This is a genomic window from Myxosarcina sp. GI1(2024), from assembly GCF_053543375.1.
The window spans coordinates 57,511-81,525 of sequence record NZ_JBKGTY010000007.1 but is presented as its reverse complement, the minus strand read 5'-3'; the positions used below and the strand labels follow the sequence as shown (position 1 = coordinate 81,525).

Here is a 24,015-nt window from a genome sequence, read left to right as displayed (position 1 = left end):
CGATCGCCGAAAATTCGGTCATTGTCCAAAAAGCGATCGCCAGAGCGGAGATAAACGCCAAGTTTTAAGATCTAGTTTTTGGCAAAATAAACTAGGGTTGTGAATTAGTGGGTGTATTAGGTGCGTACTGAGGAACACTATTCGTGGTAGGAGCAAATAGACTATTGTAGGTTTGATAGACGGCTTCAGTCAGAGGAGTAAGAATACTTGAGATTAATCCTGGTAAAGTATCGGGTAAAGTTGCCGAAGGAGTTTGGGGGGGAATGGGTTGAGCTGCCACTGTAGGCTGTGGCAGAGGTTGAGCGGAGTTTTGAGGAGTAGTTGTAGTTACATTGGGATCGTTGGTAGTAGGCAGAGTAACGATATTTTCTACTACCTCAGGGTTGGGATTATTACTAACATAAATGTGTTGAATCGCTTTGCCTCGATACATTCGTTTGGTGAATTGCCAATCAGCCTCGAGAACGATTTTCATCGGACTTTCCCGAACACCATGGGTTCTACCTAGGATCAAGTCTGGCTGATTGGGATCGCGATGATCGGCGACTAACTGTAGTTCGCCGTTATTGTAGAGCAAATTAATTATATAGGCTACTTTATCATCTTGTCCGTTAACTCTTAAAGAATAACCGTTAGTATCGACTCCCTTACGACAAGCATGGGTATGGTCGAAATTAAGTAATAATAAGTCTACTGTGGTCGGGTTAGAACCAGACTCTTGCCAACACGGCCGTTGACCGGGAACTTGTTCGATGATTGCTAGTTTATATCTTTTGTAATTGTAGGGTACGGCAACTGCAATAAACTTACTTTGATCGACGGCAAATTCATCAAAATTAGTGGCATCGACAGGTTTGACAGAGGCAAATGCGCTTAGTGCTAATGTGGCAAGGGTGGCTATTTGTACTGGTAAAGATAATTTCATCGTGAATTTTTGCTTTAGTTAGTTCTATGGTCTTTATTACTATATGTATGACTTTATAGATTAAAGCAATTTTAGAAGATAAATTTAATTACCCAACGCACTTTAAAAAAACTACAAGGATCTATATAAAGGATCTATACAATTAATTAAATAGTAAGGATCGAACTCAAATTTCAACTCGGAGATCTGACAGCTTAACATTCATTACTTGTTGTAAAATTACTTTTGCTAGCTGTCGAACATCGTGACGAATTTGATTTGTCTGTTTATTTTCTTCGAGCGCCTCAGCTAAGATAACCTCACGACTCAAACTAGCGACTCGCTCGCGATCGAAAACTACTGGATAGGAATTTCCTTGGGCATATTTAAACAAAGACTCAGAAGAAGGCACTCCGCGATTGACTAATACGGTATCGAACAGTTGATGACCGCTAACTCGGTCAAGCGCTTGAATATGATCGGCAACACTATAGCTTTCAGTTTCTCCAGGCTGCGTCATAATATTGCATAGATAAATTCGGGGAACTGTCGCTTTGACGATCGCCTTTCGGATTTCTGGAACTAGCAGGTTGGGAATGATACTGGTGTAGAGACTGCCAGGACCGATAACAATACAGTCAGCCTCCTCAATAGCTTTGATGGCAGCAGGAAGAGCGGGGGGATTGGCAGGAAGACAGCCGATACGCTCGATTCGTCCTCTAGCTTCAGTAATTTTTGATTCACCGACAATTAGTTCTCCCGTATCTAATTCTGCCCAGAGTTTAACATCACTAAGGGTTGCCGGTAACACTCTTCCCCGTACGGCTAAAACTTCAGAACTAACAGCGATCGCTTTTTCTAAACTTCCAGTTATCTCGGTCATTGCCGTTAACAATAAATTACCAAAGCTATGTCCCTTCAAACCCTCACCAGCTTGAAAGCGATATTGAAATAGCTCTGTTAGTAAGTTTTCTTCTTCTGCTAAAGCGGCGATACAGTTGCGAAGATCTCCCGGAGGCAAGATTCCAAATTCTCGGCGCAGTCTTCCCGATGAACCGCCATCATCTGCAACGGTAACGATAGCAGTAATATTGCTACTATATTGCTTTAAGCCTTTGAGTAAGTTGGAAAGACCAGTTCCGCCGCCAATAGCGACAATTTTGGGCGAGTGATTCATACCGCGATATACCAACAGTTCCCTAGATTGTCGGTCATTTTCATGGTTGAGTATTGAGGTGTTAGAACTAGTAGCATGAGTGTGACCGCAGTAGATTGAATAAAGACCAAGTGCGATCGCACTCGAGCCAGTTACATAGCTCGGGATCTCTGCGGTAATTGCTGTCAAGCGACGAGCAATCGCCATTACTAGGTAAGAAATTGGTGTTTGCTGCCATAGCAACGACAAACCCCAACCAGCCAGCCAGACTCCTAGAGTACCTAGCAATAAGCATTGTTCGAGGAATAAACTGGCAGTTAACCATCGTAGGTACCAGTTAAATTTTTCACCAAGCCTATTTTTTTGGAGAAGCAATTCTCGTAATTGAATATTTGAGGTTTTTGGATTCGATTGTAAAGTATTAAGTAACATAATTTATAACCTAATGAATTAGCGACAGTTAGACTTTTTCTGTTTAATTACCGAGATACTGTCGAACTGTACGAACTAAATTTTTTGTCCAGTAACTAGCAAGTGCCTTATCTTCGGCTTCTACCATCACCCGCATTACTGATTCTGTACCAGAGGCGCGAACCAGAACTCTACCTTTATCTCCCATCGATGCTTCTGCCTGGGCGCTCACCCGTTGTAGTACATCGCAGTCTTGCCAGTTCAAATGTCGTTGGCGATCTGCAACTGGCACATTTTTTAGTATTTGAGGATAGGACTGAAAGCTATTGTCGACTAATTCACTTAAAGAGGTAGCATTTTGTTTGACTAATGCGGCTAAGTGTAATGCCGTTAGCAATCCATCGCCAGAAACTCCGCAATGCCGACAGAGTATATGTCCAGATTGCTCCCCTCCCAGCATAGCTCCCAAACGGATCATTTCTGCCTGAACGTAACGATCGCCTACAGCTGTTCTGATTAATTTACCTCCCAAGCGTTGCCAAGCTCGCTCGAAACCCAGATTTGCCATCACCGTAGCTATGATCACGACTTCTGGTAATTGTTGGCGTTGGCGGAGAGCTCGTCCCCAGAAATATAAAATGTAATCGCCATCGATCGCTCTACCTTTGCCATCTACAGCCATAACCCGATCGGCATCCCCATCGAAAGCAAATCCCAAATCAGCTTGGTGTTGGAGAACGGCAGTCTGTAAAGGAACTAGATGAGTAGAACCACAGTCAACATTAATGCGATCGCCATCGGCTCGGTTATGCAGACAAATTACCTCAGCTCCCATTGCCTGAAAAGCTATCGGTGCCAAATTTACAGCAGCACCCCAGGCTAAGTCTAGGACAATTCGCATTCCTCTTAAGTCCCTCGGCAGTAATGGTTGTTTGAGCGAGCTAAGATAGTCATTTAATAGTTCTGGTCGATAATATTGCCGTCCCCAACAAGCAAGGCGATTGCTTGAGATTGGTTCCCAATTTCCTCTCAGTCCAGCCTCAATTAGATCTTGAAGTTGGGAAGCTAGTTTAAAACCATTGCCATCGAAAAATTTAATGCCGTTATCTTCAGGAGGATATATGACTGGCAGAAATCATTACCCCTCCCATTGCGTCTAGAGTATTGGTGAGATGGGCAACAGCAGGAGTAGGACACAAACCTAAATTCCAGACCTCAACTCCTGCGGCAGTCAGACCTTCTGACAGTGCCATTGCTAGAATTTCTAGAATCTTGACCGAGAATAACTGGACTAGACTGAGTGTGGTTAATTGGTAAAACTCGTCCCGCCCAAAATCCGACCTGATAGGCTAAAGACGCAGTTAAAAGTTCTCCTACTTTGCCGCGAATGCCGTCAGTACCAAATAAGGAGGTCGTAGGCAAGGAAGTGTAACCCGAACCGGAATCTGGGTACTGAAGTTGTCTGGAAAAGGTACTTAAAAAATTAGATTTATTCATAGATGCGATGCTTTAATATGGTTACGGTTGCGTTGATAGTGTGAGTTCGATAAATACTTTTCATCTCGATGCTCTCAAGTTAAGAAATGCCGAGCGATCGAGTTTTTGGGCAACCAAATTTTTTTTATCGAACTCCCTTCGTAATAAAGATAAAGTGCCCGTTCCTAACTAAATTGAAAGCTAGGACTGGTAAGTTTGAGATTGTCCTCTCCTTGGACGATCGCGATCAGTTCGTTTCCATCGCTCGTATTCATAAAGAGAGCCCTACCTTCAGGCAATCCAGTTGGCGTAGCACCCAAACTGTAGTTAAATATATTTCCGCCAAGCTCAATCACATCACCCTCAGCTGATGAGAAATCAGAAATCAGTGCGTAGTCATCTATTCCTCGAATGGGTCTATTAGGTGAGTAACTTAGTTGGAATCTATTTCTATTTTTGATTAAGAATAAACTAGAAATTAGTGGTAGATTAATCAGACCATTGATGCCCATAGTGGCAAGATCTCCATCATTGTAGAAAGTGGTGCGATCGCTCCCTAAAACAAATCGGTCTGCACCTTTGCCACCAGACATTACATCTATCTCGCCCATTCCTACCAAGGTATCGTTAGGGTTAACCCCAACAATGACATCGTTACCCAAACCCCCTTGAAGAATATCATTCCCACCATTGCCAACTAAAGTATCGTTACCCTCATTACCAGAGAGAATGTCTTGTCCGGCTTGACCCACTAGGCGATCGCTTGCGGTAGTAGCGAGCGAGACACGACCACTATGTCGAGCGATACTGTCGAAAGACATCTGAGCGACGTTGCCAGTTAAACTGACGCGATCGGCACCGATAATACTTACAGAGTCGGGAGAAGCTACTTGTAGGCTTACCGAACCTTCTCCAGCGATAGTATAGTCTAATTCTTTGCCATTGCCAGTTAGAGAAACTAATTCGGCACGCATTGGCAGTTCGCTAATGCGAGTAACATCGTCTTGAGTAGTGCCCAAATTAATCGTAAATTTGCCGCCGTTTGCCGGTAAAAATACGGTATTTTCGTCGTAGGCATACCAATTATCGACGCTTTGAATGACGCGATTGCCAACATTGCTGACATCTAAACCAAAATTACCCACACCAGAGGCTACAACTTCAGCCCTAATGGTATTACCTGAAGTCTCGACAACTAGTTTTGATTGTTCGAAGGCTTTAATTCTCTGACTGGCATCCTCAAGAGTAGCAAATTCAGCCCCATTCTCATACGCCTCACGAATCAATGCCGTAAACATTTCCTGGGTGTAACCAGAATTAGACCAGTTTGTCGGACCATAATCGTGCCAATGCATGAGAACGATTGGTTTATTGGCATGACTGGTGACTTCGCGATACTGGTGGATCCACTCAGTTTGAGCTTCGGTTGCCTTTAACGGTTGGGGAACATAGGTAACTGTTCCATTAGTCTCAACCCGAATGGGAATGCCGTATTCGATCAAAGTAAAGTCAAAGTATAGATTAGGGGCGAAATAAACTGACTCTTGTCTTGGTTGCAAAAAACCAAATGCACCAGGATATCCCGCACCCACACTAGAGTAACCTCCCGTAATGTAATCGAAGTACTGAACGATCTCTAAAGCAGTAGGTAGTTGTTCGGGTGCGCCAGGTAAAGCCGCTCCGCTTAAATTAATTCCTAGTTGCTGTTCGATAATTTGCTTAGATTGAAAGAATTCAAACTCTAGCTGTGCAGGTGTAGCAACATTGGTATTGTTAGGAGGATTGTAACGGTTCTGTTGCAAAAAATCCGAACAGAGAGAATATACCTGTGATTAACTAATTTTTTAGACAGCGATCCCAAACAGAGAATAGACAAAATTTCTTTGTCCCAAGATGTCACCTTTAGCGATATTTTTTATTTGCCCTTTGCGAATCACATTCATGATTTCATACCCTTTTAATGTCCGCCATGCTGAGTGGAAATGTTGAAAGTATAATTTATACTTAGCCTGCTTTTTCGGAAATCTATGGTCTTGCTCGATGATATTATTAAGATATTTGTTCTGTCTCAATTCACACTCACTAGAGATAATTTCTTCCGTTTGAAGTTCTTCAACTGCTGCGGGATAAGCAGGATTTTGGTCTACGTTAATAACTCTTGGCTGCTTATTATGTCTCGATTTCAGGGCTTTCTTCAAGAATCTTTTAGCAGCTTGTTTATCTCTCCTGGCACTAAACATAAACTCTATGGTAATACCATTGCTGTCAACTGCTCTATATAGATATTTCCATTTTCCTTTGACCTTGAGATAAGTTTGATCTACTCGCCAAGAGTCATTAGTTGAGATGAGATGCTTTCTGGCTCTTCTTTCTATTTGTGGTGCATAAATCATCACCCATCGGTAAATCGTGGTGTGGTCTACAGATAGTCCTCGCTCTTGCATGATTTCTGCTAAATCACGATAACTCAAACCATAGCGGAGATACCACCTCACACAAAGTAAAATTATTTCTCCTTGAAAATGTTTCCACTTAAATGGTTGCTTTGAGTTCATCTGGTCTAGTAGTTATTTACGTTTGTTAAATACTACAAGTTTGTCTTAAGTTTTTGCAACAGTACCTTTTTTCAATCCTAGCAAGTTAAACTCAATTCAATTTTGAACGAGTAATGTCAAGAAGTTTGCAAGAATAGGTTTTGGCAAAAGCTGCAATAGATTGTAGTCTAAGCAATTAGAGAGTTGTATTGAGATAATGCTGAGACAAAGAACCAGAATCGGACTGTGGACAGCAGCCTTATTCACAGGGGCTGTAGGTGTAGCTAACTTACTTTCTGCTGTTACTCCCAGTCTACCCGAACGAGTAGACTGGCTAGAGCAGCTTTTTCCCTTTGAAGTTAGAACTGGAGCGCATCTATTTGCCGTTCTTAGCGGTTTTTTTCTCTTGGTACTAGCTAATAATTTACTGCGTCGCAAACGCCTGGCTTGGATGCTAGCGATCGCTTTACTGGCGGTATCGATCGTCAGTAACTTGCTCAAAGGTTGGGATTACGAAGAAAGCTTGCTGTCAGCATTTTTATTGGGGCAGCTTTTGTTGATGCGAGGGGTGTTTACTGCCCGTTCGGATCGTCCTTCCGTGATTCAAGGTATTCGCGTATTGATTTTCGCCCTGTTGTTTACTCTTGCTTACGGTACTCTGGGTTTCTTTTGGTTAGATCGTCATTACTCAACTACTTTTAGTCTGGGAGAAGCATTAAGACAAACTCTAGCAATCTTTTTTACTGCCGATAATCTGGGATTACAATCTACCTCTCGCTTCGGACATTTTTTTATCGATTCAATTTATATCATTGGTGAGGTAACGTTACTCTATGCGCCCTGGATGTTGCTACGTCCCGTCATAGTCCATGATGAGGCAACTGCTGATGAGAGAAGGAAAGCTAAAGAAATCGTCGAACGCTATGGCTGCTCGTCATTAGCGCGGTTTGCTTTGCTAGATGACAAATCTTACTATTTTAGTCCTTCGGGTCAAAGCGTGGTGGCATACGTACCGAAAGGAAGGGGAGCGATCGCCCTTGGAGATCCTATAGGTGCAAAAGCAGACCGCAGCGAAGCAGTTGCAGGATTTAAGCAATTTTGCGCCCTTAATGACTGGATACCTGCTTTTTATCAAACTTTGCCCAACGATTTGGAACTATACCAGTCGCTTAATTTTAAAATGATTAAAATTGGCGAAGAAGCAACAGTTAATCTTCGTGCTTTTACCCTCCAGGGTAAGGCGGGAAAAAATTTACGCACTGCGGTAAATAAATTTAACAAATTAGGTTATTCGGTGCGGTTTTATCCTCCACCTATTGCCGATGAGTTGCTACAGGAAATGAGAGCAATTAGTAATGAATGGTTGGAACACATGGCAGGTTCGGAGAAAAAGTTTTCTCTCGGCTGGTTTGATGATGATTACCTGCGAGACTGCGAAATTGCTGTGGTTTGTAACGAGCGGGAAAATCCCATTGCTTTTGCCAATATTATTCCCGAATATCAACGCAACGAAATCACCATCGACCTAATGCGTCACTTGGCTGAGGTAGAACGGGGAACGATGGACTTTTTGTTTATCTCGATGTTTGAACGCTTTAAACAACAGGGTTATGAGGGTTTTAATTTGGGTTTGGCTGCTCTGTCGGGGGTGGGAGAGACTGTTGAATCTTCCCGTATGGAACGGGGAATGCACTATCTCTACGAACATCTCAATCGATTTTATAACTTTCAGGGATTGCGGGCGTACAAAGATAAATTTCATCCCCATTGGGAATCGCGCTATTTAGTATATCCCCAGTTAGCAGCACTGCCCGATGTGGTCATAGGATTAGTCAGAGCCGATTCTGGCGATCGCTTGCAGGATTATTTGGGAACTCAGTTTTTAAGTACCGCCGTGACTTCTATCTCTCACAGGTTGAGTCGCATCGCACCTATATTCTTTAGCGTTTTACTGTTTGGTCTTTCGATTTGGGCGATCGCTTCTGAATTACGTAAGTATAGTTGGCAGGATGTAATTAATAGTTTGACTGCTATCCCAAACCAATATATTTTACTGGCGATCGCTTTTACCCTACTCAATTATCTTTTACTGACGGGATACGATACCCTAGCAGTGCGCCATCTGCGTCAAACTCTGTCTTACCGCAAAACTGCCTTAGTAGCAATCGTCAGTTATGCTATCAGCAATAGCGTTGGTTTCGCTTTACTTAGTGGCAGTGCGATCCGCTACAAATTTTACTCGGCGTGGGGGTTTTCTGCTGCTAAAATTGCTCAAATCATTACCTTTTGTAATCTCAGTTTTTGGCTGGGGTTACTTGCCGTTGGCGGTACGGTTTTTGCCTTTACTCCTCTGGCAATACCCCAACAGCTTAATCTACCGTTTTTATCGGTGCGTCCTTTAGGATTTATTTTTTTAATAATTATTATTGCTTACCTGCTGTGGAGTGGATTGAGTCAGAAACCGCTAAAAATTAGAAACTGGGTGTTTACTCACCTTTCCTTAAAGTTTTCTTTGGCTCAAATTGCTCTTACTTCGGCTGATTGGATACTAGCTTCGGCGGTGCTATATGTTTTGTTGTCGACTCCCAATCATTTTTCTTTCTTCAGTTTTTTTGGCATTTATTTATTAGCTCAAATTGCAGGAATTATTAGTAACGTTCCTGGAGGACTGGGAGTATTTGAAACCGTGTTGATTTTGTTGCTCTCTCCGCCAATTTCTTCTAGTCAGCTACTCGGTTCGCTGTTAGCTTATCGAGGTATTTACTATTTTCTGCCTCTAGGTAGTTCGGTATTAATGCTGGGCTGGTATGAATTAAGACAGAGAAAGACTCGTAGCAAAACTACAGCCTAAACTTAGCTCGCTCGACGGTTCTGTTGCAAAAAATCCGAACAGAGAGAATATACCTGTGATTAACTAATTTTTTAGACAGCGATCCCAAACAGAGAATAGACAAAATTTCTTTGTCCCAAGATGTCACCTTTAGCGATATTTTTTATTTGCCCTTTGCGAATCACATTCATGATTTCATACCCTTTTAATGTCCGCCATGCTGAGTGGAAATGTTGAAAGTATAATTTATACTTAGCCTGCTTTTTCGGAAATCTATGGTCTTGCTCGATGATATTATTAAGATATTTGTTCTGTCTCAATTCACACTCACTAGAGATAATTTCTTCCGTTTGAAGTTCTTCAACTGCTGCGGGATAAGCAGGATTTTGGTCTACGTTAATAACTCTTGGCTGCTTATTATGTCTCGATTTCAGGGCTTTCTTCAAGAATCTTTTAGCAGCTTGTTTATCTCTCCTGGCACTAAACATAAACTCTATGGTAATACGGTACTGTTGCAAAAACTTAAGACAAACTTGTAGTATTTAACAAACGTAAATAACTACTAGACCAGATGAACTCAAAGCAACCATTTAAGTGGAAACATTTTCAAGGAGAAATAATTTTACTTTGTGTGAGGTGGTATCTCCGCTATGGTTTGAGTTATCGTGATTTAGCAGAAATCATGCAAGAGCGAGGACTATCTGTAGACCACACCACGATTTACCGATGGGTGATGATTTATGCACCACAAATAGAAAGAAGAGCCAGAAAGCATCTCATCTCAACTAATGACTCTTGGCGAGTAGATCAAACTTATCTCAAGGTCAAAGGAAAATGGAAATATCTATATAGAGCAGTTGACAGCAATGGTATTACCATAGAGTTTATGTTTAGTGCCAGGAGAGATAAACAAGCTGCTAACGGTACTTAAACAAAAATCAAGCCCAAACAAAGCCCAAACTAGCTTTATAAGCGGGTATGTAAAATAAATTGTGTCAAAGGTCAAAACACACTCTAATAAATAGAATTAATGTGAGGAATGAGACTATGACCTTTCGACCAGAGTTAATTGATGAACTGCTCAAAGACTATGAAAAACCAGAAGACCTTATTGGAGAAGGAGGAATCCTCAAACAACTGACCAAAAAACTCGTAGAGCGTTGTTTAGAAGCTGAAATAGACGTACATCTAGAGACTCAGAAGGCAGAGCGGGGCAAAAAAGAGCGACAAAATCGACGCAACGGACACAGCCGTAAAACCATTAAGGGGGAGTTTGGCGAAGCGGAACTTGCCGTGCCTCGCGATCGCGATCGCCAATTCGAGCCTCAGATGGTCAAAAAAGGACAAACTCGTTTTACAGGCTTCGATGACAAGATTCTCGCCCTGTATGCGAGAGGAATGACCACTCGTGATATCCAAGCCCAACTACAAGACCTTTATGGAGTAGAAGTATCGCCAGCCCTGGTATCTCAAGTAACCAATGCGGTTCATGAAGAGCGACTCCAGTGGCAAAATCGCAGCCTAGAGGCAGTGTATCCAATTATCTTTTTTGATGCTTTGGTCGTCAAAGTCAGACAGGAGGGAAGAGTCATCAACAAAGCCGTCCATCTAGCTCTGGGAATCAACATCGAAGGCGATAAGGAGTTATTGGGGCTGTGGATGACCCAGACAGAAACGGCAAAATTCTGGCTGTCGGTGTTAACTGAGTTAAAGAATCGTGGAGTCAAGGATATCTTTATTGCTTGTATCGATGGTCTGACGGGCTTCGCCGAAGCGATTGAAACGGTATTTACGCAAACCCGCGTACAGTTATGTATGGTACACATGGTCAGGAACTCCCTACGCTATGTCTCCTACAAACACCGTAAAGCTGTTGCCGCTGACCTCAAACGAGTGTACACTGCCGCTACTGAAGCTGAAGCCGAACAGGCACTAATAACTTTTGCTGACAAGTGGGACTCCACTTATGCCCCAATTAGTAGGTCTTGGCTGGCTCACTGGCAGCACGTGATTCCGTTTTTCCAGTTTCCTCCAGAAATCCGTCGCATTATTTACACCACTAATGCGATCGAGTCGATGAATATGACTCTTAGAAAAGTGTTGAAGAATCATCGGATTTTTCCAACAGATGAAGCTGCGCTCAAAGTTATTTATCTTGCGATTAATAACTTATCTCAGAGATGGACTAGACCTTTACGGGATTGGAAAGCTGCTTTAAATCGATTTGCCATCGAGTTTGAAGGACGGCTTCCACTTTAACTTTCTTTGACACAAACTTATTGACAGATCCTTCTCTGTTTGGGATCGCTGTCTAAAAAATTAGTTAATCACAGGTATATTCTCTCTGTTCGGATTTTTTGCAACAGAACCGATTAAATTGTCAAATAAAAAAACAAATGTATTAATTAAATACAAGAAAAAATGCCCCATGTATACAATGAAGACATTTTAAGTGTGTGAGAATAAAACTATTAATTAAATCGGAGTTAGACAACAGTAGCGGTAATTAAGACTGAGCAATATTTTGGTTTAAGTTAGTAATTTGCTCACCTACAGTGGCAATTGCTGGACTTAGATTTCTCGACAGAGCTTCGTTGGGCGAACCCAAATTATCTCTGACTGCTTCAACTTCTGCTTGAGCCTGTTTGAGATCGGCATTGTCTTTACCCAACCAGGTGTTGGCTGCTTGAAGATGGTGGAATGCAGCGATTACTTCGTTACCTGCTATAGCTAATTCTCCTTGAGACTCTGAAGCTTTAGCTTGGCTTTGATAGAATTGACCCATTGCTAGCTGTCCTTGGGCAAAAGCTCGGTCTATCACTTTGACATTACTAACCTTACCATTTTGAATATCTTTGGCTAGCTGCTCTAAATTTTGCGCTGAGTTTGAGATATTAGTTTTGATGCCTCGATCGTTAGTGCGATTGGCTTCTAGATTGAGGAAAGCTACACCTTTGCGAATCTCTATGGCTGCTGCTCGATTGTTTTGGTTGAGAAATTCTTGTTTGGCTGTTTGCCAGTGTTGCTGTGACATCTCAACAATCGGAATCCAGTCTTGCTCGTCAGCTACGATCCATAAATGTTCGGTATCGGCTTGATAGGCTGTGGCAAATACTTTGTCTAGGTCTTTTACAGAATCAATTTTGCCACTTTCTACTAGCGCAGCATTGTTTGTCAAGTCTTCGCTGGCTCGATTTAAAGCAGCTTGACCTTGTTTATTGGCTTGGGGCAATTCCCGTTTTAAAAATGCCGAACCTTCGCGCATAGCTACCGCAGCAGCCATGTTGTCCCCTTTGAGATAAGCTTGACGGGCTTGATAAAGGTGTTCGCCTAATTGGTCAACTACGGGGATAAAAGTTTTATTATCGACTACTACCCAACCATCGGGAGCAACTTCTGCTTGACTAGTTGCTTTAACTGGAGTGGCTTGGTTTTGAGTAGTTTGGGAAACTTTTGGCTGTTCGGCTTCGGCTTGAGTTTGTTTCTGTCCTTGGCAAGCTCCCAAAGTGAGAGTGCTGGCAATAATTAAGGTTGCTAATAGACCTTTGGTAGTTAATCTTTTAGTAGTAGAACGCATAATAATCGCTCCTTAGATTAATAATTAGAGTTGATAATTTTGTGGAAAAAAACTTAACTAACAGACTTGGCACTTTGCGGAGATATCTGTTCGTTGAGAAGTGGAAATCGATGTACTCTATCTACTGTCTAGATTAGATGGATGCTATGACAGAGGTGTGTCCAATCTAGATCGATTATTTGTCAGTATGGCGCGACCGCAAATCTTAATTATTCAATTGAGTAAGGGAATGATGAGGCTCAATCTTCTTCACATTTTTGCTGTCCTACCAGTTCACCAATGCGCTCGCGAAGTAAAAAGCCGTGTTCTTCTAATTCTTGTTCAGCGTAAAGCCATTCTCTAGTAGTTAAATATTGAGACAAAGTGTAAATTGGTTGCCCAGAATTAATACGGCCTTTTTGAATCAATGCCGTTGCCTCTTCCCGAAGTCTTTCCAAAGAAAATAAACAAATAGATCGAACCATAATTTTTTAAAACCAGTCATTGCTAATTGAGTAAAATTAGTAGAGTTGCTAATTTGGCAGAGATTAAGCTGTGGAGCGATAAAAGCGTCTGACTGAAATAGCAGGTAGAGACTTAACGGTTTTTTTGTCTAAATTCAAGTAAACCTCATCTTCATCCATGCGATCGATAGTAGATAGTGGTAGAGTTAGCTCTTGTTGGTTCCACAAATGTCCTTCTCGTACCACTAAATGAGTAATATGACCGTCAGTTGGGTCGATGACGAACTCATCGACTCTTCCTACATGACCATCGGTTGCCTCAACATCTGCTCCCCGACGTACAGCCATTTCTCCTGGAGGAATACGCTCTTCTTCTACAGGAATTGAATCTAAACTGCTTTCGGCATAGACATAGGGCCATACTGAATAGAGATCGAGGTCATCATATATATGTTCGTCAGGATGATAAAAAGACCTGTATTCTGCCGAATCGCTATTGATATAGTGAGTTTCAGTAAATTTCTCCATTGCTGCCAGTTCTTCTTTGGTGCAGTTTAACTGAATCGATTCATGGGTAGTGGCAACAATTTTATCTAAAGTTACCAAACGCTTACTGGAATCAGAAAAGTCTTCATTGTGTACGACAAGATGAGTAATGCTTTGATTCAAGGGATTGATGATAACGTGACTGGATTTACCACAGTTACCATCGATACAGGTTACTTTTACATTTAAAGGAATATCTTTCATCAGTTTAAACTTCCTGTTATTAGCTATAAAATCAATCTAGGCTGCCCGTCTGAGGTTATAGATAACTTTGTCTAGATACCAACTTTCAGACTGACCTGGATGTTTGATTTTTTCTAGGTCGATTAGTCTGTTGGCTATGTCGGACTGACTGTGAAGCAGCATTAATAGTTCTTGATGTAATTTGTTAGAGCGAATAACTTCGCGATATTGCTGCCACCAGTCATTTTAAAGTATTAGTTGTCATTTCTGCGTTCATCTCAATTGGATAGTTATAAGATACACATCCCAGATGACAGGTCTATGACGCATCGGTGTCAGGTTGGTGGAGATTTTTGATTGGCAAATCTTGGCAGTAGGAGATCGGCTTCGCCAGTGGAGGTGCTGTCGACTGATTCGGGCGGTCAACAAGCTCTGGAGAGCTTCGACAACGCTCCGCGTTGGCGGCGGACTCCCAGCAATTCTCATTTTGAAACCTGAACGGAAGAAAATAGAGGGTAAAAGATAAAAATTGGGAACTTGTTCGCGAAACTTTTTCGCGAACAAAGTCGAAGAGTTAATTGATTGTGAGTCAAAGTAAGCTCCGGAGCAGCTATCATCCCTGAGCAAGTTCGTTTTGAGCCATGAAAAAGCCAAGTAATACTTGGAACAACCAGCTATTACTTTGTAGAGCTATAAGGGGCGCGAATTGGTTCAGGTTCAACAGTCGCGAAATTTAGCTAGAGTTAACCCCGTCAGGTGCTTTTCCCTCCCTCAGCATAAACTCGAACAAAGTCTGCCAACTCTCAAACCATAAATATCTGGTCAGTGCCCGAAGCTCGTTGAAGAAGGTTTGGCGAGTAACCAACATGGAGCGAACGGCACGATAAGTGATGTGGATTAAATCCAGAGTGGTGTGGAAGAGATAGGCTAATAAATTAAGGCAAAATAGAAGTTCTGCCTGGTGGTTTTGACCGTGACCAAAATTATGTTCGAGATGATAAACCTTAGTTTTGAGAATATTATTCCCTTCATTTTCTACCTTCCAGCGTGCACGAGCAGCAGTGACAATCTCGGACACATTCTGGGCATGAATTTCATGGCAAGTAGCAAAGGCATTGTAGTATAGAGTTTTCTGGTTGCTGGTATCTGTTACCGTCACCTCACACCAGTTTACGTCCAGGGCTGGTTGGGTGGCTCTGAGGGGAATTTTATTCACAAAACGATAGTGATCAGACAAACGCTTTCGTCCATGGAACTCAATCTCGGTCAGAGTTTGCACTTCACCGACTCGTTCGAGGTAATCCACCCAGTCATAAACTTCTGGATGGGAGCTTCGCTTACAGACGAAGATAAAATGATAGCCATGGTTCAAAGCCTTTTCACAGATGGGTTGGTTACAGTAGAGGTCATCCCCAAGTAAAGTTACAGGCGGGTCTTGTGGCTCACAGGCATGGGCAGCAATCCAACGCTTGGCAGCAGCGTTTTCACAATCTTGTTTGTCGTGACCATCTTGGGGAGTGATGAATTCAGGTTCTAAACTGATGACCTGTGGTCGTCCTGGAGCCACTAATACTGGTGTTACAGCAGCGTGAAAATAGGTGGTGCTGCCGTTTTTATGTGTCTGATGGCAACAGTGACAGCAGTGAATCTTCTTGGACGAGAAATATTCAGTGCCATCGAGAGTCAGTAAAAATTCTCCACCAAAGCACTGATAGGGCTTGAGATTTCCCGTTTTTGACAAACCGTCATAGACGGAGCGAAAGACCCCAAACACCGTTGAAGCTGGCACCGGGTCGAGCAGGGTACGAATCTGATTATCACAGGGGATGCGCTCGATCCCAAACAGACTAGCCGCATTATCTCTCCCTTTCTGGGTTTTCATCAAGCGTTGATGGTCTAAAAATGACCTCGATTGCATGAAAAAGACCGAAAAAGCACTTTTTATCGCTTCTTCAACCCTATATTTGGTGTTATTGCCCTGTTTTCTTTCATCGGGCAGCTCATCTAACTCGTCGGTTAGCATCGATAATAATTCAGGCATCCCTATTGCTAAACCCATGTTGCCACTCCAGCGAAGGTTAATGCCTTTTACTTTAAGCTAATTGCCCCTTCTTGTTTTAGTTCTCTATGTTGAATAGAGAACTAATTCCCAATTCTTCTGCTTGTAACGATTCTGGACTGGGTTTCAATGTCATGAAATCTTAAAATGAGAATTGCTGGCGGACTCCAGTCCGCGAGGAAACCTCACATTTACGCCCTCAGAATTTACGTGACTGTTCTTGTAAGCCCTGTTGCGGAGAGCGATCGCATAGTTGCGAAACTGCATTATTAATGACAGAAAATTATAGTTAGTTCTTGTTACTTTTCATTTCTACAGTAGTTTGTCTCAATAATTTATTTGGTATTTTGTCAGTCAGAGATAACTCCGCCGACGTTCGCTGTCACGAACGGTGAAACGCAGAGCGCGTTTGACGGAGCCTGTCTTGACGGACGTTCCCGTATCGGAGGAAACCTCCGAAGTGCTTCCGTCGCTGCTCTGACCGTTGGTAAAAACTTAGAGTTAAAGCGAAATTGTAATGATATGCCCGTAGAAATGGATCGCGATCGCCCCACTCCACCATCACGACAAGTCGGCAGTAGTCTGCTTTCGCTGCTGCTGTTTCTGCTATTCTTCAATCTTTTTATTTTGCCTTTTATTCGTTCTAGTCCCAAAGAAGTACTCTACAGTCAATTTTTACAGCAGTTACAAGACGGTAAGGTAGCTCGGGCTCTAGTCGAACCAAACGAAATTCGTTATACACTCAAAAGTACCGATGCAAAGAGCAGCAATAACCAAACTGCCTCTACTTCTAGAGATAACCAGCCCGTTTACGTTACCACACCCATTGCCAGCGATCGGGTCGATGTAGTTCAATTACTGGAAAAGAACCAAGTTGAATTTGGCGCACCGCCACCAGACCGTTTGGGATGGCTGACAACTATTCTGGGTTGGGTAGCTCCTCCCCTAATTTTCGTGGCTATTTGGGCTTGGTTTCTCAAAAAAGCGGCGGGAAATGCTCCCTCTGCCCTCACGGTAGGTAAGAGTAAAGCTCGCATCTATGCAGAAGGAAAAACGGGGGTTACTTTTCAAGATGTGGCTGGAGTTGATGAGGCTAAAGTCGAACTAGCGGAGATAGTTGAATTTCTCAAACACTCAGAAAAATACAGTAACATTGGTGCGGTAATTCCTAAAGGGGTTTTACTTGTAGGTCCGCCTGGTACGGGTAAAACTCTATTGGCTAGAGCCATTGCTGGAGAGGCGAGCGTACCTTTTTTTAGTATTTCTGGCTCGGAGTTTATCGAACTGTTTGTAGGTGTGGGTGCGGCACGGGTAAGAGATCTATTTCAGCAGGCAAAGCAGCAAGCACCCTGTATTGTTTTTATCGACGAATTGGATGCCTTGGGTAAGGCTCGACGTAGTAATATTAGTTTTGGTGGCAATGACGAACAAGAACAAACCCTCAACCAACTACTTACCGAGATGGATGGTTTTGAAGCCAATACGGGAGTGATTATCATTGCCGCAACCAATCGTCCTGAAGTTCTAGACCCCGCTTTACGCCGTCCGGGGAGATTCGACCGTCAGGTATTAGTAGATCGTCCCGACAGACAGGGAAGAGAAGCGATTTTAAAAGTTCATGCTCAAAAAGTTCAGTTAGACCATGACGTAGATTTTGGAGCGATCGCTATCCGAACTCCTGGGTTTGCAGGTGCAGACTTAGCAAACTTGGTTAACGAGGCAGCATTACTAGCTGCCCGTCGTAACAGTCCGAAAGTAACCACGGCAGACTTTAACGAAGCGATCGAACGAGTTATTGCGGGATTAGAGCGTAAATCTCGCGTTCTCAACCAGATAGAAAAAACTACGGTGGCATATCACGAAGTCGGTCATGCGATCGTCGGCTCGCTAATGCCTGGTGCGAGTCGAGTAGAGAAGATATCGATTATTCCTAGAGGCGTGGGAGCTTTGGGTTATACTCTGCAACTACCTGAAGAAGACCGCTTTTTGATGATGGAAGATGAAATTCGAGGTCGCATTGCTACTCTTTTAGGTGGGCGTACCGCAGAAGAGGTAGTGTTTGATAAAGTATCGACTGGTGCCAGTGACGACCTGCAAAAGGTAACAGATTTAGCAGAGCGCATGGTAACTCTATACGGCATGGACGAACAGTTAGGCTTAGTGGTATTTGAAAAAACACAGCAGCAATTTATCGATGGCTATGCTTCTTCCCGTCGCCCCACTAGCCCACAGATAGCAGACTTAATCGATCGCCAAGTCAAACAAATTGTCGATGAGGCTCACCAAATAGCTCGACACATTTTGGAAGTAAATAGCTCTTTACTCGAAGAAATGGCGCAATATCTCCTACAGCATGAAGTTTTAGAAGGACAAACCCTCAAGCAATACCTGCAAAAAGCACAAGCACCAGATGAACTAAATGATTGGTTGAGTAGGGGAAACCAGGACAAATTAACTATTTAACTCCAATTACCACTATGATTTATCTACCAGTTACCTTAATTTTATTTTTGATTTTACTGTTACTGTTACCTTTTATCTGGTTTTTCCTGGCGATCGATGTGGTACAGGTAGCAGCAGCCAAACTAGGTTTTTCTCGTGGTCTTGCTTTATTTTTATTTCTCTCGATTATTATTGGCAGTACGATTAATATTCCTCTTTATCGGGTTGAGTCGCAGGTGCAAGTTCCTTTAGATTTACACTATTTTTGGTTAGAAAGATTTTGGGGTCTACCTTTTCAACAAGTTCGTCAATATACCATTGTTGCCCTAAATGTGGGTGGGGGCTTAATTCCCGTATTACTGGCTTTATATCAGTTCGGCAGATCGAATGTCTTGGCAATTATTGTTTGTACGGCAATTGTTACCTTAGTTAGTTATCATTCCGCACAAATAGTTCCAGGTATTGGCATTCAAATGAATCCGTTGATTTCTCCTCTGACAGCAGTTTTGTGTGCGGTTTTACTGACTAAAGGAACTCTAGTACCTCCCGTTGCTTTTGCTAGCGGAGTGTTAGGCACTTTGATTGGTGCAGACTTACTACATTTAACCCAAATCGAAAAAATGACTTCAGGAGTTCTTAGCATCGGCGGTGCGGGAGTATTCGATGGCATTGCCCTGTGTGGTTTATTTTCCCTGCTTTTGAGTTGATGGCAATCGGCTTTATTAGGCGTTGCGACAGCAAACGGACAAGAAACAACGCTCTTTCGTAATAATTAGAATTATTTAACTCAACTTCTCGATGATTTACAAATGCAAATATAGTAGCGATGGTAAGCCAGATGATGAGTCGCCTAAAAGGAGCAGCAGCAAGCAGAAGAAGCCGAGTAGCATCAAGGATTTAATCCAGGATTGCTCGGTTAGGCACGAATGACAGCTCTAAGGATTGTTTTACCTGTCGCAGACGCTATCACCGCAGTATTGCAATGTCCTTTGCTGGAGATCTGCCGAAGTGACGAGTATATTCGCGACTGAACTGTGAAACACTCGAATACCCAACCTCTAAACTGGCATTCGTTACGTCCATCATCTTGGACATCATGAGGTTGCGTGCCTCCTCCAGTCGTAATGTTTTCTGAAATTGAAGCGGGGTCATTAAGGTTAGTTTCTTAAAATAGATGTGAAAAGGAGATAGGCTCATACCAGCGATTTTAGCGAGTGTTTCCATTTTTACAGGCTGGTTATAGTTGTTCTTGAGCCAAGAAATAGCCTTCGCTACTTTTTGGGTATTGGAGTCGGTTATACCAATCTGAGCAATTGAAGCTCCTGCTGGACTACGTAATAAGCGAATCAGAATTTCGTCAATTACTAACGGTACAAGCAGATCGGCATCTTTGCCCTCGGCAATAAGCTCCATTAATCGAATACCCGATCTAACGATTTTAGGATTGCTCTTGCCAACGTATATAGCTCGTGTATCTGCTGTTTTTGGGACACCATTGGGGAATACTTTCAGAATTAGGTCGGTCAATTTATGTGGGTCGATGGGAACAACAAGACAAAGATAAGGCTCTTCTCTGCTGCCTCTTACTATCTTTACGTTGATAGGAATTTCAGCCGCATATACAACCAGGTTTGAGTCATCATACTCAAAATGATTATTTGCCAAAGATACTGATTTTGCGCCCTGGGCAATAATACAAATACCTGGTTGAGACATGAGGTACGTTTCCTCATCTGCTATCTTGGAAGCTCTAAAAATGTGCAGTCCCTCTTCGTTTAAATCGAATCGATCGTCATGGGGTGCGTATTTTTCTAAAAGCCCTGCAAACTTAAACAAGTCCTCCCGATCTGGAGCATAATCGTCGTCACCAGCAATAGAAAAAGATGTAAAGCTCTGATTGACTTGGGGCATTATGATTACCTTATTCGCTACGCTATTAATTCCCTGAATAATATTCCTTGTCGCTCACTTTCTCCATCCAGTTTACAACGGTATCATTTTCCGCATCCGCGATCGCTAACGCCACAATATGATGTTTTTAAAGTTTGTTTGCCTGATGAAGCTGCTAGTGTGACCAGATCGATAATGAAGCGGTACTTCACATCCCCTTTTACTGTAAGGTCATAGGGGGTATTGATATAATTCCAAAAGCTCCACAAGCTGTCGCTAATCTCCCTCCCAATTAAGACCGTATTTATACGGCTTTGCGATTAACAACCTCACCACGGTCAGGTCGCTCCAACTGTTTGACCTCATCTTTCATTTTTTCTACTGCATCGTGAAGTGATTGCATATCGATCACATGGCGAAACTCACCGTCATTACCCTTCTCCAGAACTTTCATGATATCGTTGATGTCCTGAATTGCGATCGTTTTTATGGATGGCGCAATATCGTGCTTGGCGCACAGCTCCAGCACTTCCTGGGTTTCCTTAACTCCTCCTATGAGAGAACCAGAAATGCCGATGCGATTGAAAACCATCGGTCCTGGGATAATATTCTCGAAATTCACCATATTCCCGACAACCACGATTGTGGAATCGGTTTTCATCAGGCTGACATAGGGGTTGATATCGTGCGGAACTGGAATTGTATTGATTAAGAGGTCAAGACTTTCTGCTGCCTCATTCATCTCATCGTCATTGGTTGAAATTACGACCCTGTCGGCACCCATTTCAAGAATTTCGTCTTTCTTGTCTTCATTGCGTGTGAAAGCGACAACTTCAGCACCGAGAGCCTTGCCAAGCTTGATAGCCATATGACCCAAGCCACCGATACCAGCAACGCCTAGAGTTTGTCCTGCTTTTAAGTCCCAATGTTTCATCGGTGAGTAAACGGTAATCCCCGCACACATGACAGGACCGACATATTTAGGGTTGTATCCTTCTGGCACTGTCAGACCGAATTCTTCTCGCACAACTAGATGGGTGCTGTAGCCGCCATATGTATTTGTATCTCCCCCTTTGACAGGTCCATTATATGTTGCGGTAAAACCGACTGGACCTTGGCAATAATTCTCGACCCCTTTTTCACATTTCTCGCATTCGAGGCAGCTATTGACCATACAGCCTACACCAATAATATCGCCTTTTTGGAATTTGGTAACGCCTTGACCTACTTCGGTTATTTCACCCACGACTTCATGACCTGGCACGCACGGGTATCTCGTATTCTGCCAATCATTGCGTATCTGGTGTAGATCCGAATGGCACACGCCACAATAGGTGACTTTAAACGCAACCTCGCCCGCGCGCGGTTCTTTGCGTTCAAAAACGACAGGTTCTAAGTCTCGATCCTTTGATTGTGTTCCATATCCGTACACTTTCATTATTACTTTTCTCCTTTTTTTGTTCAAAAATTGTAATTGATATCTAAAAACTACGTTGATTTATCCAGCCATATAGCCTCCATCCGCAATCAGATCGATCGCCGTTATGTAATCGGATTTAGTATAACTACCTTGATGGTGGAACAAAGAGAGATTTTTGTTATGTGGTTTGCTAAAGAAATTATAGTTTCTCTGGTTAGGGCTGGAGCAGTTGTTATTGTGGATAATTTACCTACTTATAAAGTTCAAAATGTTCCAGGAGCGATCGCTTCTGTCAAAGCAACATTTATTTATCGACCAGCATTATTACACCGTTTGACCCCCATCGACCACCAGGGCTCCGACGACGAAGGAGGACGCATCAGAACACAGCCAGACGACCGCATTAGCGATTTCTTCGGGCTGTCCCACCCTGCCAATTGGCTTGAGAGATTACTTGTTCTCGTCCTTCAGCAGTACCGCCAGTAAAGCGATCCATCATCGGTGTGTCAATGTAACCAGGGGCAACAGCGTTAATACGAATGTTCTGTGAAGCATAGTCGAGAGCTGCTGCCTTGGTCAGCCCGATTACACCGTGTTTGGCAGCGGTGTATGCAGCTCCGCTCTTGATGCCTATGACCCCAGCACCCGATGAGGTGTTGACGATCGCACCACCTCCTTGTTTGAGTAGTAGTGGGATTTCGTGCTTCATGCACAGAAAAACGCCGCGCAGGTCGGTATCTACGATCCGATCCCATTCTTCCTCTTAAATTTCCGCTATTGGTGCTTTCTTCTGCTCCACACCAGCATTGTTAAAGGCAAAGTCCAACCGCCCGAAAGTTTCGATAGTTTTGTCTAAAGCTATCGTCACGTCTTCTGTTTTTGTCACATCGCGCTTGACAGCGAGTACACGACCGCCAAGATCTTCGATCGCGCGCGCCGTTTTCTGATTGCCCTGTTCCGAAACATCAGCGATCACGACATTAGCACCCTTGCGGGCAAACGCCAGTGCCGTAGCTCGACCGATGCCGTTCGCTGCTCCAGTCACAAACGCAACCTTTCCTGCGTATCCATTATCGTTCGTTGTCATTTTTTACTCCTTGCGTTGCTTATTAAGGAAGTCTTTATCGAGTCCACAATTTATTGTTGGGTAGTGAAGCTAAGAACGTGTATCTCGACTCTCAAAATTTTGGATATGGGGTCACGTTCCCCGCCGTAAAAGCGGCGAGACCCCGCGCCGACCTAAGGCGCAAGGGAATGCTCGCCAAGACACGACGGGGCTTGCGTGACCGTTGGTCAGTTGGGATACTGGTCATCGCGGTACTGTTGCAAAAACTTAAGACAAACTTGTAGTATTTAACAAACGTAAATAACTACTAGACCAGATGAACTCAAAGCAACCATTTAAGTGGAAACATTTTCAAGGAGAAATAATTTTACTTTGTGTGAGGTGGTATCTCCGCTATGGTTTGAGTTATCGTGATTTAGCAGAAATCATGCAAGAGCGAGGACTATCTGTAGACCACACCACGATTTACCGATGGGTGATGATTTATGCACCACAAATAGAAAGAAGAGCCAGAAAGCATCTCATCTCAACTAATGACTCTTGGCGAGTAGATCAAACTTATCTCAAGGTCAAAGGAAAATGGAAATATCTATATAGAGCAGTTGACAGCAATGGTATTACCATAGAGTTTATGTTTAGTGCCAGGAGAGATAAACAAGCTGCTAAAAGATTCTTGAAGAAAGCCCTGAAATCGAGACATAATAAGCAGCCAAGAGTTATTAACGTAGACCAAAATCCTGCTTATCCCGCAGCAGTTGAAGAACTTCAAACGGAAGAAATTATCTCTAGTGAGTGTGAATTGAGACAGAACAAATATCTTAATAATATCATCGAGCAAGACCATAGATTTCCGAAAAAGCAGGCTAAGTATAAATTATACTTTCAACATTTCCACTCAGCATGGCGGACATTAAAAGGGTATGAAATCATGAATGTGATTCGCAAAGGGCAAATAAAAAATATCGCTAAAGGTGACATCTTGGGACAAAGAAATTTTGTCTATTCTCTGTTTGGGATCGCTGTCTAAAAAATTAGTTAATCACAGGTATATTCTCTCTGTTCGGATTTTTTGCAACAG

Annotated in this window: 17 protein-coding genes and 4 pseudogenes; 7 read left to right on the top strand and 14 right to left on the bottom strand. The window is 42.9% G+C overall.

Features of this window, described 5'->3' with window-relative positions:
• Positions 1 to 91: 91 nt before the first annotated feature.
• The 5 genes and pseudogenes from ACLFKQ_RS21955 to ACLFKQ_RS21935 all read right to left on the bottom strand — a co-directional run bounded on the left by ACLFKQ_RS21955 (position 92) and on the right by ACLFKQ_RS21935 (position 6,502).
• On the bottom strand, positions 92 to 925 hold the full coding sequence (locus ACLFKQ_RS21955; RefSeq protein WP_449001854.1) for a DUF3747 domain-containing protein: 834 nt from the start codon (positions 923 to 925) through the stop codon (positions 92 to 94).
• Positions 926 to 1,091: 166 nt separating this feature from the next.
• Positions 1,092 to 2,492 carry a gluconeogenesis factor YvcK family protein gene (locus tag ACLFKQ_RS21950; RefSeq protein WP_449001853.1) on the bottom strand — a complete coding sequence of 467 codons (1,401 nt, stop codon included), beginning with the start codon at positions 2,490 to 2,492 and terminating at the stop codon, positions 1,092 to 1,094.
• Positions 2,493 to 2,535: 43 nt separating this feature from the next.
• Positions 2,536 to 3,968, bottom strand: a pseudogene (gene glmM, locus ACLFKQ_RS21945) (phosphoglucosamine mutase).
• A 164-nt stretch (positions 3,969 to 4,132) separates the two neighbouring features.
• Complete coding sequence (locus ACLFKQ_RS21940; protein WP_449001852.1) at positions 4,133 to 5,749, bottom strand: hypothetical protein; 1,617 nt, start codon at positions 5,747 to 5,749, stop codon at positions 4,133 to 4,135.
• Positions 5,750 to 5,791: 42 nt separating this feature from the next.
• Entirely contained in the window at positions 5,792 to 6,502 is a 711-nt protein-coding gene (locus ACLFKQ_RS21935) for an IS6 family transposase (protein WP_448997902.1), read from the bottom strand.
• A gap of 196 nt (positions 6,503 to 6,698) precedes the next feature.
• Here ACLFKQ_RS21935 and ACLFKQ_RS21930 point away from each other — a divergent pair.
• Positions 6,699 to 8,348, top strand: a pseudogene (locus ACLFKQ_RS21930) (phosphatidylglycerol lysyltransferase domain-containing protein); the annotation flags it as partial.
• 36 nt (positions 8,349 to 8,384) lie between these two features.
• A complete protein-coding gene (locus ACLFKQ_RS21925) occupies positions 8,385 to 9,332 on the top strand; it encodes a lysylphosphatidylglycerol synthase domain-containing protein (protein ID WP_449002020.1) in 948 nt (315 codons plus the stop codon).
• A gap of 71 nt (positions 9,333 to 9,403) precedes the next feature.
• Here ACLFKQ_RS21925 and ACLFKQ_RS21920 read toward each other — a convergent pair whose 3' ends face one another.
• The gene (locus ACLFKQ_RS21920; RefSeq protein WP_449001851.1) at positions 9,404 to 9,829 is read right to left on the bottom strand and encodes a DDE-type integrase/transposase/recombinase; all 426 of its coding nucleotides are present in this window, start codon (positions 9,827 to 9,829) and stop codon (positions 9,404 to 9,406) included.
• A gap of 53 nt (positions 9,830 to 9,882) precedes the next feature.
• On the opposite strand from ACLFKQ_RS21920, the pseudogene ACLFKQ_RS21915 reads away from it, so the two are divergent.
• Together ACLFKQ_RS21915 and ACLFKQ_RS21910 are read left to right on the top strand one after the other, a co-directional pair.
• Positions 9,883 to 10,230 (top strand): annotated as a pseudogene (locus ACLFKQ_RS21915) (IS6 family transposase); the annotation flags it as partial.
• 128 nt (positions 10,231 to 10,358) lie between these two features.
• Positions 10,359 to 11,570, top strand: coding sequence for an IS256 family transposase (locus tag ACLFKQ_RS21910; protein WP_448998010.1), 1,212 nt, complete (start codon positions 10,359 to 10,361; stop codon positions 11,568 to 11,570).
• Between the two features lie 247 nt (positions 11,571 to 11,817).
• On the opposite strand, the gene ACLFKQ_RS21905 is transcribed toward ACLFKQ_RS21910, so the two are convergent.
• The 5 genes from ACLFKQ_RS21905 to ACLFKQ_RS21885 all read right to left on the bottom strand — a co-directional run bounded on the left by ACLFKQ_RS21905 (position 11,818) and on the right by ACLFKQ_RS21885 (position 16,119).
• Entirely contained in the window at positions 11,818 to 12,888 is a 1,071-nt protein-coding gene (locus tag ACLFKQ_RS21905; RefSeq protein WP_449001850.1) for a hypothetical protein, read from the bottom strand.
• 239 nt (positions 12,889 to 13,127) lie between these two features.
• Positions 13,128 to 13,352 (bottom strand): DUF4327 family protein, encoded by a 225-nt coding sequence (locus ACLFKQ_RS21900; protein ID WP_449001849.1) that lies wholly within the window; start codon positions 13,350 to 13,352, stop codon positions 13,128 to 13,130.
• 63 nt (positions 13,353 to 13,415) lie between these two features.
• Positions 13,416 to 14,081 carry a PRC-barrel domain-containing protein gene (locus ACLFKQ_RS21895; RefSeq protein ID WP_449001848.1) on the bottom strand — a complete coding sequence of 222 codons (666 nt, stop codon included), beginning with the start codon at positions 14,079 to 14,081 and terminating at the stop codon, positions 13,416 to 13,418.
• Positions 14,082 to 14,117: 36 nt separating this feature from the next.
• Complete coding sequence (locus tag ACLFKQ_RS21890; protein ID WP_449001847.1) at positions 14,118 to 14,243, bottom strand: hypothetical protein; 126 nt, start codon at positions 14,241 to 14,243, stop codon at positions 14,118 to 14,120.
• Positions 14,244 to 14,793: 550 nt separating this feature from the next.
• Positions 14,794 to 16,119: an ISNCY family transposase gene (locus ACLFKQ_RS21885; protein WP_448998174.1), complete on the bottom strand. Its 1,326-nt coding sequence runs from the start codon at positions 16,117 to 16,119 to the stop codon at positions 14,794 to 14,796.
• A 522-nt stretch (positions 16,120 to 16,641) separates the two neighbouring features.
• On the opposite strand from ACLFKQ_RS21885, the gene ftsH reads away from it, so the two are divergent.
• Positions 16,642 to 18,582: an ATP-dependent zinc metalloprotease FtsH gene (gene ftsH, locus ACLFKQ_RS21880; RefSeq protein ID WP_449002019.1), complete on the top strand. Its 1,941-nt coding sequence runs from the start codon at positions 16,642 to 16,644 to the stop codon at positions 18,580 to 18,582.
• 14 nt (positions 18,583 to 18,596) lie between these two features.
• The gene (locus ACLFKQ_RS21875) at positions 18,597 to 19,268 is read left to right on the top strand and encodes a DUF1614 domain-containing protein (protein ID WP_449001846.1); all 672 of its coding nucleotides are present in this window, start codon (positions 18,597 to 18,599) and stop codon (positions 19,266 to 19,268) included.
• 259 nt (positions 19,269 to 19,527) lie between these two features.
• On the opposite strand, the gene ACLFKQ_RS21870 is transcribed toward ACLFKQ_RS21875, so the two are convergent.
• The 3 genes and pseudogenes from ACLFKQ_RS21870 to ACLFKQ_RS21860 all read right to left on the bottom strand — a co-directional run bounded on the left by ACLFKQ_RS21870 (position 19,528) and on the right by ACLFKQ_RS21860 (position 22,958).
• Positions 19,528 to 20,472, bottom strand: coding sequence for an AraC family transcriptional regulator N-terminal domain-containing protein (locus ACLFKQ_RS21870; protein ID WP_449001845.1), 945 nt, complete (start codon positions 20,470 to 20,472; stop codon positions 19,528 to 19,530).
• A gap of 283 nt (positions 20,473 to 20,755) precedes the next feature.
• Positions 20,756 to 21,889, bottom strand: a complete 1,134-nt coding sequence (locus ACLFKQ_RS21865) for an NAD(P)-dependent alcohol dehydrogenase (RefSeq protein ID WP_449001844.1) — start codon at positions 21,887 to 21,889, stop codon at positions 20,756 to 20,758.
• Positions 21,890 to 22,195: 306 nt separating this feature from the next.
• Positions 22,196 to 22,958: pseudogene (locus ACLFKQ_RS21860) on the bottom strand (glucose 1-dehydrogenase).
• Positions 22,959 to 23,253: 295 nt separating this feature from the next.
• Between ACLFKQ_RS21860 and ACLFKQ_RS21855 the strand changes: the two are divergent.
• The gene (locus tag ACLFKQ_RS21855) at positions 23,254 to 23,964 is read left to right on the top strand and encodes an IS6 family transposase (RefSeq protein ID WP_448997902.1); all 711 of its coding nucleotides are present in this window, start codon (positions 23,254 to 23,256) and stop codon (positions 23,962 to 23,964) included.
• The last annotated feature ends 51 nt before the right edge of the window (positions 23,965 to 24,015 follow it).

Excerpts from the sequence above, each read along its gene's own strand:
- ACLFKQ_RS21955 (WP_449001854.1), bottom strand. The coding sequence starts at position 925 with ATGAAATTATCTTTACCAGTACAAATAGCCACCCTTGCCACATTAGCA.
- ACLFKQ_RS21950 (WP_449001853.1), bottom strand. The coding sequence starts at position 2,492 with ATGTTACTTAATACTTTACAATCGAATCCAAAAACCTCAAATATTCAA.
- ACLFKQ_RS21935 (WP_448997902.1), bottom strand. The coding sequence starts at position 6,502 with ATGAACTCAAAGCAACCATTTAAGTGGAAACATTTTCAAGGAGAAATA.
- ACLFKQ_RS21910 (WP_448998010.1), top strand. The coding sequence starts at position 10,359 with ATGACCTTTCGACCAGAGTTAATTGATGAACTGCTCAAAGACTATGAA.
- ACLFKQ_RS21905 (WP_449001850.1), bottom strand. The coding sequence starts at position 12,888 with ATGCGTTCTACTACTAAAAGATTAACTACCAAAGGTCTATTAGCAACC.
- ACLFKQ_RS21900 (WP_449001849.1), bottom strand. The coding sequence starts at position 13,352 with ATGGTTCGATCTATTTGTTTATTTTCTTTGGAAAGACTTCGGGAAGAG.
- ACLFKQ_RS21895 (WP_449001848.1), bottom strand. The coding sequence starts at position 14,081 with ATGAAAGATATTCCTTTAAATGTAAAAGTAACCTGTATCGATGGTAAC.
- ACLFKQ_RS21890 (WP_449001847.1), bottom strand. The coding sequence starts at position 14,243 with ATGCTGCTTCACAGTCAGTCCGACATAGCCAACAGACTAATCGACCTA.
- ACLFKQ_RS21885 (WP_448998174.1), bottom strand. The coding sequence starts at position 16,119 with ATGGGTTTAGCAATAGGGATGCCTGAATTATTATCGATGCTAACCGAC.
- ftsH (WP_449002019.1), top strand. The coding sequence starts at position 16,642 with ATGCCCGTAGAAATGGATCGCGATCGCCCCACTCCACCATCACGACAA.
- ACLFKQ_RS21875 (WP_449001846.1), top strand. The coding sequence starts at position 18,597 with ATGATTTATCTACCAGTTACCTTAATTTTATTTTTGATTTTACTGTTA.
- ACLFKQ_RS21870 (WP_449001845.1), bottom strand. The coding sequence starts at position 20,472 with ATGCCCCAAGTCAATCAGAGCTTTACATCTTTTTCTATTGCTGGTGAC.
- ACLFKQ_RS21865 (WP_449001844.1), bottom strand. The coding sequence starts at position 21,889 with ATGAAAGTGTACGGATATGGAACACAATCAAAGGATCGAGACTTAGAA.
- ACLFKQ_RS21855 (WP_448997902.1), top strand. The coding sequence starts at position 23,254 with ATGAACTCAAAGCAACCATTTAAGTGGAAACATTTTCAAGGAGAAATA.